A 17335-nucleotide genomic window follows, 5' to 3' on the forward strand; every position below is an offset into this window, starting at 1 on the left:
CAGGAAGACGGATACGGCGGCCCGCACCGCTGTTTCCGAAGCCCTGAAACACCAGGCTTCTTGGCATGCACACGAGCCAGAAGCGGGGCCGGGACCGGTTCCTCGACATCGTCCGGGCGATCGCGATCCTCGCGGTCGTCGTTCAGCACTGGGGCATGCCGGTGCTTTCCTACTCCGACGGCCACCTCTCCACCGGGAACGCCCTCGCGACGCCCGGCTGGTGGGTCATAACGTGGGCTTCGCAAGTGATGCCGCTCGTCTTCTTCGCCGGTGGCGCGGCGAACCTGATCTCGTTCACCCGGGCGGAAAGCTCCCGTTCCTGGCTCGCGGCCCGGCTCAAGCGGCTGATGCTCCCGGTGCTGCCGCTCGTGGCCGTCTGGCTCTTCGTCCCGGACATCCTGCGCGGGATGGGCATCCCTGAGCAGCCGCTGCAGGTCGCGGGCGCGATCGCCGCGCAACTGCTGTGGTTCCTGGCCGTCTACGTGCTCACCGTGCTGCTCACCCCGCTGATGGCCGCGGCACATCGCCGCTGGGGCCTCAAGGTTCCGTTCGCGATGCTCGCCGCCGCCGTCCTCGTCGACATCGCCCGCTTCAACGACCTCGGCCTGATCGGTTTCGCGAACGCGATCTTCGTCTGGGTCGCCGTGCATCAGGTCGGTTTCCACTACACGCAAGGCCGTCTCGGCTCGATCCGCCGCAACGCCGCGCTGGGCATGGCGGGCGCCGGCTTCGGCATCACCGCGCTGATGGTCGCCTTCGGCCCCTACCCGGCCAGCATGATCGGCATGCCGGGCGCTCCGGTGTCGAACATGAGCCCGCCGACCGTGCTGCTGGCCTTCCTCGCGATCGGCCAGATCGGTCTCCTGCTGGCCTTCAAACCGCAGCTGAACACGCTGGCCGCGCGTCCGAACCTCGATGCCGCCCTGAAGTGGATCGGCCCGCGCTTCATGAGCGTCTACCTGTGGCATATGCCCGCACTGATCATCGTCTCCGGTGTCGCTGTCTACGGCCTCGGCTACGCGACGCCCGAACCGGGTTCCGTGCTGTGGCTGACGATGGTCCCGGCTTGGCTCGGCGCCTGCGGACTGGTGCTCCTCGGTCTCCTGCGGCTCTTCGACCGCTTCGAAACACAGAGCTCCGGCCCCGCGTCGACCGCGCACACTCCTCAGCTCGTCTTGGCCGGGCTGGCGATCTCCGGTGGCCTGCTGGGACTTGCCGCGCACGGTTTCGCCCCCCTGAGCGACGGTCTCGCACAGGGTCCGGTGCCGTGGGTGGCGCTGGCGACGGGTGGTTTCTACCTGGCGGGCAAGCAGATCCCGGTCTCGGAGCTGGGGACGCGTCTGCTCGGCCGCGCTGTCTCGATCAGCGAGCTGGCGCAGCTCAAACGCTGAGCAGCTTCGCGGGGGTGTCGTGCAGCACCGCCCGCAGGAACGGCTCACCCAGGCGATCGTCGGCCGCCCAGCCGGCGATCGCCTGCAGCTGTGTGGCGTAGGAGTACGGGATGTTGGGGAAATCCGTGCCGAGCACGACGCGATCGGGGAACTCCGCGAGCAGGTCCGTCCAGTCCGGCGGAAGCGGGTTGCCGCGCTGGGTGAACTCCACCCCGACCATCGTGGTGTCGAGGTACACGCGCGGATACTTCCTGGCCAGCTCGAACGCGAAGTCGATCTCCGGCATACCGGCGTGCGCCAGGACCAGCGTCAGATCCGGATGCCGCACCAGAATCTCTTCGAACAACCGTAGCCCGGTGTAGGCGCCCTTCAACGGACCGTGTCCACAGTGGACGACCACCGGGACGCCCGCGTCCGCCAGCGCGCCCCAGACACCGTCCAGCAGTTCGTCACGGGGGTCGTAGGCGCCGACTTGGACGTGCGCCTTGAAACAGCGAGCGCCCGCGCGCAGTGCTCCGTCCACAACGGACACGGCCGAGGGCTCGGGATAGAACGTCCCCGTCGGCACCGCGTCCGGAACCCGCTCGGCGAACTCCAGCGCCCAGGACGTCAGCCATTCGGCCATCCCGGGTTTGTGCGGGTAGACCAGCGGCGCGAACTTGCGCACACCTAATGAACGCAGGGTTTCGACCCGTTCCTCTTCGGAGGTGCGGTAGTGCACCGGCCAGGCCATGCCGTAGTGCTCCTCGGCCTGGTCGAAGTAGGCCCACACCTTGTCCATGACCGGTTTCGGCAGGAAGTGCAGGTGGATGTCCACGAGTCCGTCGATGCCCAACGCCGAGATCCAGTCAGGGATCTCGGCGTCCGAGGCTGGGCCGTGGATCAATCGTTGTACCGGCCCTTCAGCGCCCGGCCCATGGCTCGGCTGATGGTGCGGTCCGCGTCCCGCTTGGCGATGTCCTGACGCTTGTCGTAGGACTTCTTGCCCTTCGCGAGCGCTATCTCGACCTTGACCTTGCCGTCCTTGAAGTACATCGACAGCGGGACCAGCGAAAGGCCGCTCTCCTTGGTCTTGCCGATGAGCTTCTCGATCTCCTGGCGGTGCAGCAGCAGTTTCCGCGTGCGCCGCGGCGTGTGGTTCGTCCAGGTGCCCTGCACGTACTCCGGGATGTGCACGTTGCGCAGCCAGACCTCGCCGTCGTCCACCGTGGCGAACGCGTCGGCCAGTGATGCCCGTCCCTCACGCAGGCTCTTCACCTCGGTACCTACGAGCACGAGACCGGCTTCGTAGGTGTCGAGGATGGAGTAATCGTGGCGAGCCTTGCGGTTCGACACGATCACCTTGTGTCCACGTTCCTTGGGCATGATGGCGACTCTACGTGAGTTTCTGTATTCGAGCAGGTGGTTATCGGACGGGTCAGTGGCGCACGTACAGGCGCAGCGTCACATAGCCGGTGATCGCCGAGATGATCACCGAGACGGCGAGCAGGATCGGCGCCACCGGGAACAGCAATTCGAGCATGCTGATCGCCGGGAACACGTCCCCGGTCAGTACGAGGTCGAGCAGGAACACCTTGGTGAGGATCAGGAAGACGATGCCGATGAGGGCACCGACAAGGCCGGCGACCACCGCCTCCAAGAGGAACGGCAGCTGCGTGTACCAGCGGGTGGCGCCGACCAGGCGCATGATGCCGACCTCGGTGCGCCGGGTGAACGCCGACACCTGGATCGTGTTGGCGATCAGCAGCAGCGCGGCCAGCGCCATGATCACCGCGGCGCCGAAGGCGAGGTTCCGGACGGCGTTGAGCGCGTTGAACACGCGATCCAGCGCCTTCTGCTGGTCGTCGACCTTGCTGACGCCCGGTTTGCCGGTGTACTCCTGGATGATCGCCTGGCTGCGCTCGGGATTCTTCAGCTTGACGTGCAGCGACGCGGGCAGCGCGTCCGGGCCGGTGAGCGCGAGCAGTTCCGGCTGGCTCTCGAACATCTTCTTGAACCGCTCGAAGGCCTGCGCGCGGTTCTCGTACACGACGGACTCGACACCCTCGTTGCCCTGCAGCTCCTGGCGCAGCGACTGGCAGGCCGACTGCGAGCAATTCGGGTCACCCGCGCTGATGTCGTTGACCAGATAGACCGAAACCTCGACGTCGGAGAGGAAGTTGGCCTTCATCTTGTCGATCGTGCCGACGGCCAGCAGGCCGATGCCGAGCATGGCGAGGGAGACCGCGGTGGTGAGGACCATCGCGATGGTCATCGTGACGTTCCGGCGCAAGCCGGTGACTACCTCGCTGAAGACGAAACTGGCGCGCATCGGGGTTGATGTCCCTTGGAAGTCGTGGGTAACGGAGGAGGGCGGGGCCGGTCAGCGGCCGATGCCGTAGACGCCTCGGGCGTCGTCACGGATGACCTTGCCGAGCTGGAGTTCGACGACCCTCCGCCGCATCGAGTCCACGATCGAATGGTCGTGGGTGGCCATCAGCACCGTCGTGCCGGTGCGGTTGATCCGCTCCAGCAGCAACATGATGTCCTGGCTGGTGTCGGGGTCCAGGTTCCCGGTCGGCTCGTCGGCGAGCAGCACGAGCGGGCGGTTCACGAACGCGCGGGCGATCGCGACGCGCTGCTGCTCACCACCGGAGAGTTCGTTGGGCAGGCGGTCGGCCTTGCCGTCGAGGCCGACGAGTTCGAGCACCTCGGGCACGACCTTGCGGATCGTCGGGCGCGGCTTGCCGATCACTTCGAGCGCGAAGGCGACGTTCTCGGCGACGGTCTTGTTCGACAGCAGGCGGAAGTCCTGGAAGACGCAGCCGATGGTCTGCCGCAGGCGCGGCACCCGGCGACGGGCGAGCTTGGCGACGTCGAAGTTGGAGACCATCACGCGACCCTTGCTCGGCACCTCTTCGCGCAGCAGGAGGCGCAGGAAGGTCGACTTCCCGGATCCCGAGGGACCGATCAGGAAAACGAACTCACCTTTGTCGATCTCGACCGACACCCTTTCGAGGGCGGGACGGGTCGAGGTCTTGTAGACCTTGGAAACCTCTTCGAGCCGGATCACGGTTCGGCATACTACCCATGCCGCTCGTTAAGCCCGGGTAGCCCGGTCCCGGCGGCCAAGCGAGCAAGGGACCTTTGCTATCACTCTCTTCCGGAAAGTGATAGCAAAGGTCCCTTGCTCTCTCACGCAGGGTTGTTACGCGGCTCCGGACTGCTTGCGCCAGCGGATGCCCGCCTCCAGGAAACCGTCGATCTCACCGTCGAGCACCGACGACGGGTTGCCGACCTCGAACTCGGTCCGCAGGTCCTTGACCATCTGGTACGGGTGCAGCACGTAGGAGCGCATCTGGTTGCCCCAGCTGGAGCCGCCGTCCTTGAGCGCGTCCATCTCGGCGCGCTCCTCCTCCTTCTTCCGCAGCAGCAGCCGCGCCTGGAGGACCTTCATCGCCGCCGCCTTGTTCTGCAGCTGCGACTTCTCGTTCTGGCACGACACGACCACACCGGTCGGGATGTGCGTGATCCGCACCGCCGAGTCGGTCGTGTTGACGCTCTGACCACCAGGGCCGGACGAGCGGTACACGTCGACGCGGATGTCCTTCTCGGGGATGTCGACGTGATCGACCTCCTCGACCTCGGGCATCACCTCGACGTGCGCGAAGGAGGTCTGGCGACGGCTCTGGTTGTCGAACGGCGAGATGCGCACCAGCCGGTGCGTGCCCTGCTCGACCGAGAGCGTGCCGTAGACGTAGGGGGCGCTCACCTTGAAGGTGGCGGACTTGATGCCCGCCTCTTCGGCGTAGGAGATGTCGTAGACGTCCGTCGGGTAGTTGTGCCGCTCCGCCCAGCGCAGGTACATCCGGAGCAGCATCTCGGCCCAGTCGGCCGCGTCGACGCCGCCCGCTTCGGACCGGATGGTGACCACTGCGTTGCGCTGGTCGTATTCACCCGACAGCAGGGTGCGGACCTCGAGCCCGTCGATGTCCTTGGTGAGCGACGTGAGCTCGGACTCGGACTCGGCCATGCTGGCGGAGTCGCCCTCGGCCTCGGCCAGTTCGTACAGGACGCCCAGGTCGTCGAGCCGCTGCCGCAGCTCGGAGATGCGTCGCAGCTCACTCTGCCGGTGGGACAACTGGCTGGTGACCTTCTGCGCCTCTTCGGGGTCGTCCCAGAGGTTCGGACTGGAGGCCTGTTCCTCCAGCTCGGCCACCTGGGCACGCAGCGCATCCAGGTCCATCACCGACTCGATCTGCGTCAGCTTGCCGGTCAGGTCCTTCAGTGCCGCATCGAACTCATCACTCACGTCGGCCAAGGTTACGGCAAAACCCACGACCGGTTGCGGGGAACCGGTCGTGGGCACCTGTCCGGGTCAGGACTGGGGGATGGAATCCAGCAGTTTCAGTGCCGCTTTGGCCTGCGCCTGCGCGAACTCGGCGACCGCCTTGGCGTACGGACCGTCGGCGGCCTTGGTGGCGGCCTTCGCCTCGTCGAGCTGCTGCGTGTAGCTGGCGCGCGCCGACTCGAGCAGGGCGGAGCGCTGCTTCACCGTCAGCGAACCGGCGTGCACGAGACGCAGGATCAGCGGGCTGCGGAGGTGGTCAGGACCGGCTTCTGAGGACAGCCACGTCTTGAACGCCTTCTTGCCCGCCGCGGTGATGACGTACTGCTGGCTCGACCGCGGCCCCTGCTTGCCGAGGCGGACGAGGCCCTCCTTCGACAAGGCGGGAAGCTCCCGGTACACCTGGCTGCGGGTCACGCTGAAGAAGGCGCCGAAACGCTCACCCGCCCCCGCGACCAGTTGCCCGCCCGTGGCGGGACCGTCGTGGAGAAGACCGAGCAGTGCGGCGGCTGTTGCATTCAATTCGGACACGTCCTCTACGGTCCCACTTTTCGGAACCTGTGTCCACTGTGGTCAGCACATCTGTCCATTGTGGCTAGTGATATGCGCTCATTCGGCCCAACGCACTACGCCTGTCCACAAAGGACCGGACACGCTGCGCAACCAGGCTTCGCCACGGACAGCGGTACACGTCCCCCGCCCCGCCCAACGACGGTGAGTGATCGACCCGGACGGCACACGCGCTGCGGAACCGGAAATAGAAGAAGCGCGTGCCTGCGATTTCCGCAGACACGCGCCTCGTTTTCTCTGTAGCGGGGACAGGATTTGAACCTGCGACCTCTGGGTTATGAGCCCAGCGAGCTACCGAGCTGCTCCACCCCGCGTCGTTGTGTTAATAGATTACATGGGCCCGAAACCGGGTTTCACGGGGGTACCCTTAACTCCGCGAAAAGCCTTTGACCAGCCTTTATGACGCGACTTTGTCATCCAGCCAGGCGAAGACGCCGTTGAGCACCATGGTCAGCCCATCGCCGAATCTGGCCTCCACATCGTCATCGAAGACCCACGCCGTGGGCGTGAGGTCGTAACGCGGGTCCCGTTCGCCCGGAACCGGATAGACGGCTTGTTCCTCGATGGTGAAGCCCACGACATAGCTGTAGACGGTGAACAGCGCTCGTCCGGCCAGGTACGGTTCCAGCCCCGCGTCGACCCGCCCTTGCAGCGGGTTATCGGTGAGCAGCGTCTGATCGGTCAAAAACGTCCCTGAGAAGACCTTCGCGCCGTCACGGTAAGCGAGCATCATCCGGCGCATCTGCTGTGACGCCAGCTCAAGCGACCCCCGCTCCCCCATACCTTCCGGAGTACGGCCCGGCATGGCATCCGCATACATCTGCGTCGCCATCTCGTCGAGCAGCTCCTGCTTGTTCTTCACATGCCAGTAGAGCGCCGGCGCCTTGACCCCGAGTTCTTGCGCGATCAGCCGGAGCGTGAGCCCGTTGAGGCCGACGTCATTGAGCAGCCGAAGCCCAGCACGGACGATGTCCTGCCTGGTCAGACCCACTTTTTCGCTCTCTTCCCGTACTACCGCCTTGACAATTTAACGATGTTAAGGGCACGCTGGGCCCAGGTCAATTTAACGTCGTTAAGGAGTGGTATGAACAACCTGAGGACCGACGTAATCGTGGTCGGGGCGGGACCGACGGGGCTGACGCTCGCGAACGAACTGGCACTCGCGGGCGTCGATGTGGTGGTACTGGAACGCCAACCCGAGCGCACGGGCCTGTCGAAAGCGCTGAACCTGCAGCCGCGCACCTCGGAAATGCTGGAGCTACGCGGACTTCTGGACGGTGTCGAGGAGCGTTCGTTCACGACGGTGCGGGACGGGCATTTCGCGATGATCCCGGTCGTCTACGACGGTTGGGACACTCGATTCCCGTTCCAGCTGGGGATTCCGCAGGCGAAGGTCGAAGAGTTCTTGGAGGAACGGCTTGCCACACAAGGAACGAAGGTGCTGCGCGGCAGCGAAGTACTCACTTTCGTACAGGACAAGGACTCTGTGTCTGTCCGGTACCGAACAGACAGCGGCGAAGCACAGCTGTCTGCGAAGTTCCTCGTCGGCTGCGACGGCGCACGAAGCGTTGTGCGCAAAGGACTCGACATGGACTTTCCCGGCGTGGACGGCGAAGGTTTCGGCGTGGTCGCGGACGTCTTGTTCGACAAGGCACCTGACGCGGCGCAAAAGCAATGGCGAACGATGCGCAACATCGGCGAGGCGACCGGCGCAACCACGTTCAAAGGCCTGATTCCGTTGGGAGAACCGGGTCTCTACCGCTTCGTGTACGGCGACAGAGCCTCCCGGCCTGCGGACATGCGGTCCGCCGTCTCCCACCACGAAGTCCGGACGGCGCTGCTCGACTCGTACGGCGAGGCGGCGACGGTGTCGGAAATCCGGTGGGCGTCACGGTTTTCCGACGCGGCGCGGCAGGCTGCGCACTACCGGGACGGGCGGGTGCTGCTGGCGGGCGACGCCGCGCACATCCACTTCCCGGCCGGCGGCCAGGGCCTGAACCTGGGCGTGCAAGACGCCATGAACCTGGGCTGGAAGCTGGCGGCGACCGTGCATGGCTGGGCCGGTGACGATCTCCTCGACACCTACGAGGCCGAACGGCACCCTGTGGGTGCGCAAGTGCTGCACAACGTCGCTGCCCAGTTGGGGCTGACTCCGCGGTCTCACGAGTCACGCGCGCTTCGCGCCCTTTTCGGCGATCTGGCCGCGCTTCCCGAGGTGAACCGGTATCTGTCGGGCATGGTCTCCGGTCTCGGGATCCGCTACACGACCTACGGGACCTCGCATCCCGCGCTCGGCTCGCGGCTGAACGACCAGGACGTCCTCACCGAAACCGGCCCGCTTCGGCCGAGCACTCTGTTCCGGACGGGCGACTTCGTGCTCCTGACGACCACAGCGGCCCACATCGACGCCGCCCGCTCCCAGACCCCGCGCCTGACGACCCAGCTGGTCACCGACCTGCCGTGGCCGTCGACCGAGGCCGTCCTGTACCGCCCCGATGGCTACGCCTGCTGGGTCGCCCCCACCCCGACGCGATAGCAAAGGTCCCCCGCTCCCCCGCCAGGCGATACCAAAGGTCCCTTGCTCCCCCGCAGCTCAAGCACCTGCGCAACCAACTCACTTCGGTGGGTCCAGGGGGGCGAAGCCCTCCCTGGCGGGGGTCCGGGGGTTCGACCCCCGGGCGAAATGCGAAAGAGGCGTGGTCTGCGATTTCCGCAGACACACGCCTCCAACCTCTGTAGCGGGGACAGGATTTGAACCTGCGACCTCTGGGTTATGAGCCCAGCGAGCTACCGAGCTGCTCCACCCCGCGTCGTGACACCTACCTTACGCCTGCGTTTCCAGCAGGCGCAAAGCAGGTGCCCTTTTGGTAAGCGACGTCACCCTCCGGGCTGGCCGGTGGGCGGCGGCGCGCTGCTTGCGGGCGGGTTACTGGCCGGAGGATTGGCCTTGGCCGCCTCGTAAGCCCTGTACGCGGCATCGAGTGCGGCGAGAGCAGCACCCTGGTCCGCGTAGTTGCCCCCCTGCTGGGCCGCCTTGAACTTGCCCCACGCGTCGTGCATCTCGGCCGCGGCCTTGTCGAGCGCCGGGTTGCCGCTGGCAGGCGGCTGCTGCGGCGGTGTCGTGCCGGGCTGTTGCGGTGTCGTGGGTCCGGGGGTGCCACCGGTCTGGGGCGGTGTGACCCCTGAGCCCGTACCCGCGCCGAAGACCTGGTCGAGGGCTTCGTTGAGCGTGGGCGCGAAGCCGATCTTGGTGCCGTAGGAGACCAGGACCCGGGCCAGCTGCGGATAGCTCAGCTGGTTCCGTTGCCGGATGTAGACCGGTTCCACGTAGAGGAAGCCGTTGGCGACGGGCAGCGTGATCAGGTTTCCGTAGGTGACGGTGACGTTCGGGTTGTTGAACAGGGTCCGGTCCTGCGCGACCCGTGGGTCACTTTGGAATCTGTTCTGGACCTGGACCGGGCCGTCGACCTGGGTGGCGCCACTGGCACCTGTCGGCAGTCTGAGGACCCGCATCTTCCCGTACTCCTCGGGATCCGAGGACACCGACATCCAGGCCGCCAGGTACTGCCGCTGGAGACCCGTGAGCGAACTGGTGAGCTGGAACCGTGACTTGTTGTCGCCCGGCGCGGTGGCCAGGACGTAGTACCCGGGCTGGTTGGCGATGCCGGACGCGGACGCGTTCACGCCGCCTTCCTGCGTCGGGTCCTGCGGAACGCTCCAGAAGGCCTGCTGCGCGTAGAACTCCGCCGGGTTGTTCACGTGGTACTTCGAAAGGAGTTCCCGCTGCACCTTGAAGAGATCCTCGGGGTAGCGGAAGTGCGACCGCAGATCCGGGGAGATCTCGCTGCTCGGCTTGACCAGGCCCGGGAAGACCTTCTTCCACGCGTTGAGCACCGGCTCGTTGTCCTCGACGCCGTACAGGTCCACGGTGCCGTCGAACGCGTCGACAGTGGCCTTGACCGAGTTACGGATGTAGTTGATCGAGGCGTTCGATTGGCGAGTGGTGCCGGTGAGCGAGTCGTTGGTGGCCTGCCCGAGCTGGGTCTGCTGGGCATACGGGAAGTTGTTCATCGTCGTGTAGCCGTCGACGATCCACTTGATCTTCCCGTCGACGACCGCCGGATACGGGTCACCGTCGAGGGTCAGCCACGGGGCGACCTTCGCGACGCGGTCCCGCGGTTCACGATTGAACATGATCTTGGATCCGTCACCGATGGCGTCGGAGAAGAGAATGTTCCGCTCTCCGTACTCGGCGGCGAAGACGAGCCGGTTGAACCAGTTGTCGATCGGCACGCCGCCGGAGCCCTTGTAGATGTAAGCGCGGTCGACGGCGGTGTCGTACTCGCCCGGCGCCTGGCCGGCCTTGCCGCCGACGATCGCGTACGCGGCGTCGGTCGCGAGCTCGCCGTAGTAGATACGGGGCTCGTCGACCTTGATGCCCGGCTTGGACGGGTCGGTCGAGCCGGCACCCGTCGGGTTCTGCGTGTCGCTGGTGGTGGCGATCGGATAGCCGCCGTCGGAGTTGGCGTCCTTCAGCGCGCGGTCGATCGTGTTGGCAGGTGCGGCGACGAAGCCGTTTCCGTGCGTGTAGACGAGGTGCTTGTTGATCCAGTTCGTCTGGTTGCCGGTGAGGCCCTCGGTCTTGATCTCCTTGGCCGCCACGATGTAGTCCTGCGTGACACCGTTGAGGGTGTAGCGGTCGATGTCCAGTTTGGACGGGAAGCCGTAGAAGTTCTCACGGCCGACGCGCTGGGTGAAGGTGTCGCTGAGGATGTTCGGGTCGAGGAGCCGGATGTTCGGGACGGTCCCCTTGTCCGCCTTGATCTCCGCGGAGGTCGCCTCGGACTTGCCGGTGTAATCCTTGTACTCGACGTTGGTCAGGCCGAACGCCTGCCGGGTCGCGTCCATGTTGCGCTGGATCGACGCGGATTCCTTCTCGTTCGCGTTGGGCTTCACGGAGAACTGATCGAGCACCGCGGGCCACGCGACGCCGACCAGCACGTTCGACAGGATCAGCAGCACCAGCGCGATCGCCGGAAGCTGCAGGTTACGCAGGAACGCGCCGGCGAAGAACGCGACGGCACAGATCACCGAAATGCACAGGAGGATCAGCTTCGCGGGCAGGACCGCGTTCAGGTCCGTGTAGGTCGCACCGACGAACAGCGGGGCTCCCCGATCGGAGAGCAGCAGGTTGTAGCGGTCGAAGAAGTACTCGACCGCCTTCAGCAGCACGAAGATACCGATGGTGATGGCGAGCTGAGCGCGCGTCGGACCGGCGAGCTGGCCGCCCTTGCCCGCGAGCCGGATGCCGCCGAAGACGTAGTGCGAGATCAGCGCGCCGAAGAACGCGATGACGACCGCGATGAACAGCCAGCCCAAGAGCCAGTTGTAGAACGGCAGATCGAAGGCGTAGAAGCCGACGTCATTGCCGAACTCGGGATCGGTCTGACCGAACCGTGTGCCGTTGAGGAACAGTTGCACGACCTGCCAGTCGCTCTGCGCGGACGCGCCGGCGATGAGCCCGGTGAGCACCGGGATGCCGATGCCGAACAGGCGGATCCGGCCGACGATGGCGGACCGGTAGCGCGCGAGCGGGTCGTCGTTGCCGGAGATCGGCACGAAGACCGGCCTGGTCCGATAGGCGATCATCAAGCTGATCGCCAGCGCACCGCCGACCAAGAGCCCTACCGCGAAGAACAAGACGACACGGGTGATCAGCACCGTGCTGAACACCGGCCGGGCGCCGACCTCGCCGAACCACAGCCAGTCGACGTAGGTGTCCAGCAGTCTCGCGCCCAGCAGCAGCGCCAGGATGACTACGGCGGCGATGATGAGCAGGATCCGGCTGCGCCGGGACAGCTTCGGCAGGCTCACGGGGGGCCGAGTGGCCACTGCACACGCTCCTGGTTTGGTGAACTTTTCGCGGGGGCGCGCGTACCGCGTGCGGCCCCTGATTGCTCTAACTCTACGGATGCGGTCGGAAGTTCCCGGAACCCGCCCAAACCGGACTCGGAAGGCCGCCGCCATGACCGCCTGGAACGATGAGCCAATGGCACCGAGTGAGCAGCAGGGCGTGGCCGGCCTGGCCCGCGAAGTCGAGGAGTTCGTCGCCTCTGGAGGATGGGATCAGCCGCCGCAGTTGTTCGCGCTGGTCCCGACAGCGGCACTGCTGGATGAGCAGCCCGAGTTGGCCGGGCAACTCGACCCGTCAGCCCCGCTGACGCCCGTCGCCCAGGAGTCGCTGCCCGACGGTGATCTCGGTGAAGCGCTGGCGCAGATCGCGTGGCCGGACCTTGTGCTGGGTTGCGCACTCGCGCAAGAGATCATCGTGCTTCCGCCGGACGCCGAAGCCGAGCTTCCGGTGGTGCCCGAGACCGACGCCGAACGCCTGCGCCAAGCGGCCGCCGACCACCCGCGCCGCACCGAGGCCCGGCTCGTGGCCGCGGTGCTGCGGGATGGCGCCGGAGCATGCGTCATGCGGCTTCGCGGTGCCGGGCAGTCCGAAGAAGCCAGCGATGTCCCAGTCGACGAGATCATCGAGAACCCGGAACTGGCCCCTAACCTTCTCGAGGCCCTGAAGGCGACACTGCAGCCCTGACCCGCGAAAGAGAGCAAGGGACCTTTGCTATCGCCGCCCCGGACGCGGGCCGAAGCGATACCAAAGGTCCCTTGCTCTCGTCAGGCCCGTTGGCGATACCAAAGGTCCCTTGCTCCCCGGCGGTCAGCAGGAGGCGGTCGGCCTGCCCGCTTTGAGGTTCTCGAGCTGCGCGATCGCCTCGTCCAGCGTGGACACCTTGATCAGGTTCAGGCCATCGGGAGCGGCGGTCTTCGCCTCGGCGCAGTTGTGCGCGGGCACGAGGAAGTCGGTCGCACCGGCCTCGCGGGCGCCGACCACCTTGAACGAGATGCCGCCGATCGCGCCGACGACACCCTTCTCCGAGATCTCGCCCGTTCCGGCGATATGCCTGCCACCGGCGAGGTCGCCGGGCTCCATCTTGTCGACGATCGCGAGCGCGAACATCAGCCCGGCCGACGGGCCGCCGACGTCCTGCAGCGAGATCTTCACATCGAACGGGACGTCCGCGCGGTCCACCGCGGTCAGGCCCATGAAGCCTTCGGGGCCGTCAGGCCGCTGCGCGAGCGTGAGCGGCACGGTGCGCTCAGCCTGACCGTCGGACTTGAAGGTGATCTGCACGGTCTGCCCCGGCTTCGTGCCGTTCAGCGCGGCCCGCACATCGGTCGCCTCTTTGACTGTCTGCCCGTTGACCACCATCAGCCGGTCGCCCGGAGCGAGCACCTTGTCCGCCGGGCTGCCGGAGACGATCGTCTTCGCGAGCACCTTCACCGGGAACTTGCGGCGCAGCGCGGCGACCTGAGCGGCGGTCTGCGAGTCCTGCAGTTGCTGGATGTTCTCCTGGCGGACCTGCTCGTTGGTCTCGCCCGGCTTGAAGTACTCCTCGCGCGGCGCCAGCGCGTACCGGCCGCTCGCCCAGAGCCCGAGCGCGTTGAACAGTGTGATGCCGCCATCGCGCAGGGAGACCGTCGTCATGCGGAGCTCACCGGAGGTCTGGAAGACCTCGTGCCCGTTGACCTGGATCACCGACTGCCCGGCGGCGTCCTTGCCGAGCGTGTCGTAGGTCGGGCCGGGACTGATCGCCACATACGGCACCGGGATGAAGAACCCGACCAGCGCGAAGACCACGAACAACGCACCGCTGACCAGCAGCGTCCAGCCTCGCCGGGTCAACCGCCGTTCGGAGCGGTCCTGGTCACTCGCGGACCCCGCACGGCTCCGCGCTGCTTTGGTCTCCTCCGAGGGCTCTGTCACGCGTGACAGCGTACGGTGACGGTGTTCGCTTCTCGGTGAAGGCCACGCTCATCACTCCAGTTGACGAGCTCTGGGTCCCATGACCCGCGTACGGTGGTGCCATGAGCAAACCCCCGTTCGGCTTCGGACCGCCCGATCCCGACAAACGAGGCGAGAACGAGCCGTCGGACTCCGGCGGCCAGCCCTCCGGCGCCGAGGCCTTCAATCAGCTCGGTCAGATGCTCAGCCAGCTGGGCCAGATGCTCAGCCAGGCCGGCAGCTCGACCGGGCCGGTCAATTACGACCTGGCGAAACAGATCGCGCTGCAGAACCTCAGCAGCAGTGACAGCGGCGACGTCCAGCTCGGCTTTTCGCCGTCCAGCGGCGGCGACTCGAGCACGGCCGTCCGTGACGCCGCGCACCTGGCCGAGCTATGGCTCGACGCCGCGACGATCCTGCCCGCCGGTGCCTCGACGACCGTCGCGTGGTCCGCGCGCACCTGGGTCGAGAAGACCCTGCCCACCTGGCAACGCCTCTGCGACCCCGTCGCCCAGCAGGTCTCGGGCGCATGGGTCCAGGCCCTGCCCGAGGAGGCCAAACAGGCCGCCGGCCCACTCCTTTCGATGATGGGGCAGATGGGCGGGATGGCCTTCGGCTCCCAGCTCGGCAACGCCCTGGCTCAGTTGGCTTCCGAAGTGCTCACCTCCACCGAGGTCGGCCTTCCGCTGGGTCCCGCGGCGACCTCCGCGCTCCTGCCGGCGAACATCGAGAAGTTCACCGAAGGCCTGGAACTGCCGACCAGCGAGGTACTGGTCTTCCTCGCCGCGCGCGAGGCCGCCCACCAGCGGCTGTTCGCCCACGTTCCCTGGCTGCGGCAGCGCCTCCTCGCCACCGTCGAGGAGTTCGCCAGTGGCATCTCCGTCGACACCTCGGCGCTGGAGCAACTCGCGGGCCAGATCGACCCGTCGAACCCCGCCAGCATCGAAGAGGCCATGTCGTCCGGTCTGCTCGAGCCGCAGACCTCACCCGAGCAGAAGGCGGCGCTGAACCGGCTCGAGACGCTGCTCGCACTGGTCGAAGGCTGGGTCGACGTCGTTGTCGCCGAGGCCATCGGCGATCGCCTCCCGGGCGCGGACGCGCTCCGGGAGACGCTGCGCCGACGTCGGGCCACGGGTGGCCCGGCCGAGCAGACCTTCGCCACCCTGGTCGGGCTCGAGCTCCGGCCGAGGCGGATGCGGGCGGCTTCTTCGCTGTGGAAGCTGGTCGGCGACCAGCACGGCATCGAGAAGAGGGACGGACTCTGGTCCCACCCCGACCTCATGCCGACCGCCGAGGACCTCGACGAGCCGCTCGACTTCTCCGAGCGTCTCGGCGATGGCGAGTCGACCCTCGACGGCATCGACCCGATCGCCGAGATCGAGCGCACCCAGCGCGAGAAGGACAAGGGCGACGAAGACAAGAACTGAGGCACGTCAGTCCTCCGCCGCGATGCCCCACCCGGCGGCGGAGGACAGGCCCTCCAGGTAGCCGATGGCGCGCTCGGTCTTGGGATAACGGCGAACGAGCTCCCAGAACGCCGCGTTGTGCCCTGGTTCCTTCAAATGCGCGAGTTCGTGCACGAGGACGTAGTCCAGCACCCAGGCCGGTACCCGGCGCAGACGATCACTGACCCTGATCGTCGCGTCGACCGGCGTGCAGGACGCCCACCTCGTGCGCATCGGCGGCACCCAGCGAACGCTCGCGGGTATCGCCTTTCCATCCAGATACTTCGCCGAGAGCACGGCGCAGCGCGCCAGCAGTGCCTCGTCCGACGCCTTCGGCGGGGCGGCCCGCCTCGGGCCCGTGCGCAGCAGCTTGCGCTGCATCTCGGCTACCCAGTGCTTCTCCTCGGCCCGGGTCATCCGGGCCGGGATCAGCACGACGAGGGTGTCCTCGTCCCAGTACGCGGTGACGGTCCGGTGGCGGCGCTGGCTACGCCGTACCTCGACCTTGTGTTCGGGAGTGTCCGACGGGGGAATCGTCTTGTCCCGGCTCCTCAATGAGGGCATCCGTGCTTCGACCACTCGACCACGGTAAGGCCAGTCACCGACAACTCCGAGAGCCGAAAGGTCACAGCCCCGAGTTATCCACAACGGGACCCACCTGTGGATAACTCGGCGTTTTCTTAGTGGACGGTTAGTGGGCAGGTGCGATCCTGCGATCATGAACCTTCGCGAACCGGATCTGCGATCGATCGCCCTGCCCGCGTTCCCGGCCCTGCTTCCCGGCCTCGATGTGCTGGAACGTGGGAACGGCGAGATCCAGATCGGTCTCGACCCCGCGCACGCCGTGGTGGTCGCCGGAGTCGCCTCCGAGGTGGCCGAAGCCGTCCGCGGACTGGACGGGAAACGGGCAGCCGACGAGATCGTGCTCGCGCAGAGCGAACACGACGAACAGCTGCGGGACCTGATGACGGACCTGACGGCCCGCGGACTCGTGACCGACGCCGGGCAGCCTGGGCGACACCCGAGGCCGAGAGCGGAGACGGGACTGTGGTCGCTCCGCGCCCGCCACCACCAGGCGGCCATGACTGCACGTCGCAAGCGCACCGCGGTGGCCATCCACGGCGACGGGCGCCTGGCCGTGGCCATCGCCGTGCTGCTCGCCAACGCCGGAATCGGACATATCGACATCCGGGCGACAGGCACGGTCCTCGCACGAGATCTGGGTTCGGGTTACACCGAGGCCGAAATCGGCATGCCGCGCAGGGAAGCGATGGCCCAGGTGGTGCACCGCGCCGGGGCGGACACGTCGACCACCAGACTCTACGCGGACCGTCAGCCGGAACTTGCGCTGCTCGCCGACGCCGTGGTGCCCGCTCCCGAAGTGGTCGACGAGCTCGTGCGAGACGGCGTGAGCCACCTGCCCGTGCGCGTACGGGACGGCGTCGGCATCGTCGGGCCGCTGGTGGTACCCGGCCGCAGCAGCTGCCTGCGCTGCGCCGACCTGCACCGTTCCGGACTCGACAAGTCCTGGCCCAGGGTGGCGAGCCAGCTCGCGGGACGCGTGCAACGACCGGATCTCGGCGCCGTGCAGGCATGCGCCGCGCTGGCCTCCGCCCAGGCACTCCGGCTGCTTTCACCCGACGACCAGGCACCGCCCGCGTGGAACGCCACGCTGGAGATCGACTTCTTCGACGGCGCGATCCGCCATCGCGATTGGCCGCCGCACAGCGGATGCGGATGCGGGGCTCGGTGATAC

The 17335-nt window shown here is 66.9% G+C and carries 15 protein-coding genes and 2 tRNA genes; 5 read left to right on the forward strand and 12 right to left on the reverse strand.

Features of this window, described 5'->3' with window-relative positions; translation table 11 throughout:
- The first annotated feature begins 65 nt into the window (after nt 1–65).
- Nucleotides 66–1391, forward strand: a complete 1326-nt coding sequence (locus ACZ5ZX_RS17770; protein WP_465503076.1) for an acyltransferase family protein — start codon at nt 66–68, stop codon at nt 1389–1391.
- Here ACZ5ZX_RS17770 and ACZ5ZX_RS17775 read toward each other — a convergent pair.
- The 8 genes from ACZ5ZX_RS17775 to ACZ5ZX_RS17810 all read right to left on the reverse strand — a co-directional run bounded on the left by ACZ5ZX_RS17775 (nt 1381) and on the right by ACZ5ZX_RS17810 (nt 7279).
- Nucleotides 1381–2277: an amidohydrolase family protein gene (locus tag ACZ5ZX_RS17775; protein WP_465503077.1), complete on the reverse strand. Its 897-nt coding sequence runs from the start codon at nt 2275–2277 to the stop codon at nt 1381–1383. The two genes, ACZ5ZX_RS17770 and ACZ5ZX_RS17775, sit on opposite strands and share 11 nt — an antisense overlap.
- Nucleotides 2274–2756: an SsrA-binding protein SmpB gene (gene smpB, locus ACZ5ZX_RS17780; protein WP_034322147.1), complete on the reverse strand. Its 483-nt coding sequence runs from the start codon at nt 2754–2756 to the stop codon at nt 2274–2276. The genes ACZ5ZX_RS17775 and smpB overlap by 4 nt, the downstream gene beginning before the upstream one ends.
- 52 nt (nt 2757–2808) lie before the next feature.
- A complete protein-coding gene (ftsX, locus tag ACZ5ZX_RS17785; protein WP_465503078.1) occupies nt 2809–3702 on the reverse strand; it encodes a permease-like cell division protein FtsX in 894 nt (297 codons plus the stop codon).
- 51 nt (nt 3703–3753) lie between these two features.
- A complete protein-coding gene (ftsE, locus tag ACZ5ZX_RS17790; protein WP_005168409.1) occupies nt 3754–4443 on the reverse strand; it encodes a cell division ATP-binding protein FtsE in 690 nt (229 codons plus the stop codon).
- Nucleotides 4444–4578: 135 nt separating this feature from the next.
- Nucleotides 4579–5682 (reverse strand): peptide chain release factor 2, encoded by a 1104-nt coding sequence (gene prfB / locus ACZ5ZX_RS17795; protein ID WP_465503079.1) that lies wholly within the window; start codon nt 5680–5682, stop codon nt 4579–4581.
- Nucleotides 5683–5748: 66 nt separating this feature from the next.
- Entirely contained in the window at nt 5749–6249 is a 501-nt protein-coding gene (locus ACZ5ZX_RS17800; protein WP_465460814.1) for a PadR family transcriptional regulator, read from the reverse strand.
- Between the two features lie 279 nt (nt 6250–6528).
- Nucleotides 6529–6602, reverse strand: a tRNA-Met gene (locus tag ACZ5ZX_RS17805).
- Nucleotides 6603–6685: 83 nt separating this feature from the next.
- The gene (locus tag ACZ5ZX_RS17810; protein WP_465503080.1) at nt 6686–7279 is read right to left on the reverse strand and encodes a TetR family transcriptional regulator; all 594 of its coding nucleotides are present in this window, start codon (nt 7277–7279) and stop codon (nt 6686–6688) included.
- A 93-nt stretch (nt 7280–7372) separates the two neighbouring features.
- On the opposite strand from ACZ5ZX_RS17810, the gene ACZ5ZX_RS17815 reads away from it, so the two are divergent.
- On the forward strand, nt 7373–8824 hold the full coding sequence (locus ACZ5ZX_RS17815; protein ID WP_465503081.1) for an FAD-dependent oxidoreductase: 1452 nt from the start codon (nt 7373–7375) through the stop codon (nt 8822–8824).
- Between the two features lie 200 nt (nt 8825–9024).
- Here the strand turns inward: ACZ5ZX_RS17815 and ACZ5ZX_RS17820 are convergent.
- Both ACZ5ZX_RS17820 and ACZ5ZX_RS17825 read right to left on the reverse strand, forming a co-directional pair.
- A tRNA-Met gene (locus ACZ5ZX_RS17820) sits at nt 9025–9098 on the reverse strand.
- Between the two features lie 67 nt (nt 9099–9165).
- Nucleotides 9166–12180 carry a UPF0182 family protein gene (locus tag ACZ5ZX_RS17825; protein WP_465503082.1) on the reverse strand — a complete coding sequence of 1005 codons (3015 nt, stop codon included), beginning with the start codon at nt 12178–12180 and terminating at the stop codon, nt 9166–9168.
- 157 nt (nt 12181–12337) lie between these two features.
- Between ACZ5ZX_RS17825 and ACZ5ZX_RS17830 the strand changes: the two genes are divergently transcribed.
- On the forward strand, nt 12338–12886 hold the full coding sequence (locus tag ACZ5ZX_RS17830) for a PPA1309 family protein (RefSeq protein WP_465503083.1): 549 nt from the start codon (nt 12338–12340) through the stop codon (nt 12884–12886).
- Nucleotides 12887–13009: 123 nt separating this feature from the next.
- Here the strand turns inward: ACZ5ZX_RS17830 and ACZ5ZX_RS17835 are convergent, their stop codons facing one another.
- Nucleotides 13010–14014: a YlbL family protein gene (locus tag ACZ5ZX_RS17835; protein ID WP_465503115.1), complete on the reverse strand. Its 1005-nt coding sequence runs from the start codon at nt 14012–14014 to the stop codon at nt 13010–13012.
- Between the two features lie 203 nt (nt 14015–14217).
- Between ACZ5ZX_RS17835 and ACZ5ZX_RS17840 the strand changes: the two genes are divergently transcribed.
- Complete coding sequence (locus ACZ5ZX_RS17840; protein ID WP_465503084.1) at nt 14218–15561, forward strand: zinc-dependent metalloprotease; 1344 nt, start codon at nt 14218–14220, stop codon at nt 15559–15561.
- Between the two features lie 6 nt (nt 15562–15567).
- Here the strand turns inward: ACZ5ZX_RS17840 and ACZ5ZX_RS17845 are convergent, their stop codons facing one another.
- The gene (locus tag ACZ5ZX_RS17845; RefSeq protein ID WP_037321257.1) at nt 15568–16134 is read right to left on the reverse strand and encodes a M48 metallopeptidase family protein; all 567 of its coding nucleotides are present in this window, start codon (nt 16132–16134) and stop codon (nt 15568–15570) included.
- Nucleotides 16135–16297: 163 nt separating this feature from the next.
- On the opposite strand from ACZ5ZX_RS17845, the gene ACZ5ZX_RS17850 reads away from it, so the two are divergent.
- Nucleotides 16298–17332, forward strand: coding sequence for a ubiquitin-activating E1 family protein (locus ACZ5ZX_RS17850; RefSeq protein ID WP_465503085.1), 1035 nt, complete (start codon nt 16298–16300; stop codon nt 17330–17332).
- The last annotated feature ends 3 nt before the right edge of the window (nt 17333–17335 follow it).

The sequence above is a fragment of the Amycolatopsis sp. NPDC033938 genome (genome assembly GCF_055575975.1).

Excerpts from the sequence above, each read along its gene's own strand:
- ACZ5ZX_RS17770 (WP_465503076.1), top strand. The coding sequence starts at position 66 with ATGCACACGAGCCAGAAGCGGGGCCGGGACCGGTTCCTCGACATCGTC.
- smpB (WP_034322147.1), bottom strand. The coding sequence starts at position 2,756 with ATGCCCAAGGAACGTGGACACAAGGTGATCGTGTCGAACCGCAAGGCT.
- ftsX (WP_465503078.1), bottom strand. The coding sequence starts at position 3,702 with ATGCGCGCCAGTTTCGTCTTCAGCGAGGTAGTCACCGGCTTGCGCCGG.
- ACZ5ZX_RS17815 (WP_465503081.1), top strand. The coding sequence starts at position 7,373 with ATGAACAACCTGAGGACCGACGTAATCGTGGTCGGGGCGGGACCGACG.
- ACZ5ZX_RS17830 (WP_465503083.1), top strand. The coding sequence starts at position 12,338 with ATGGCACCGAGTGAGCAGCAGGGCGTGGCCGGCCTGGCCCGCGAAGTC.
- ACZ5ZX_RS17840 (WP_465503084.1), top strand. The coding sequence starts at position 14,218 with ATGAGCAAACCCCCGTTCGGCTTCGGACCGCCCGATCCCGACAAACGA.
- ACZ5ZX_RS17850 (WP_465503085.1), top strand. The coding sequence starts at position 16,298 with ATGAACCTTCGCGAACCGGATCTGCGATCGATCGCCCTGCCCGCGTTC.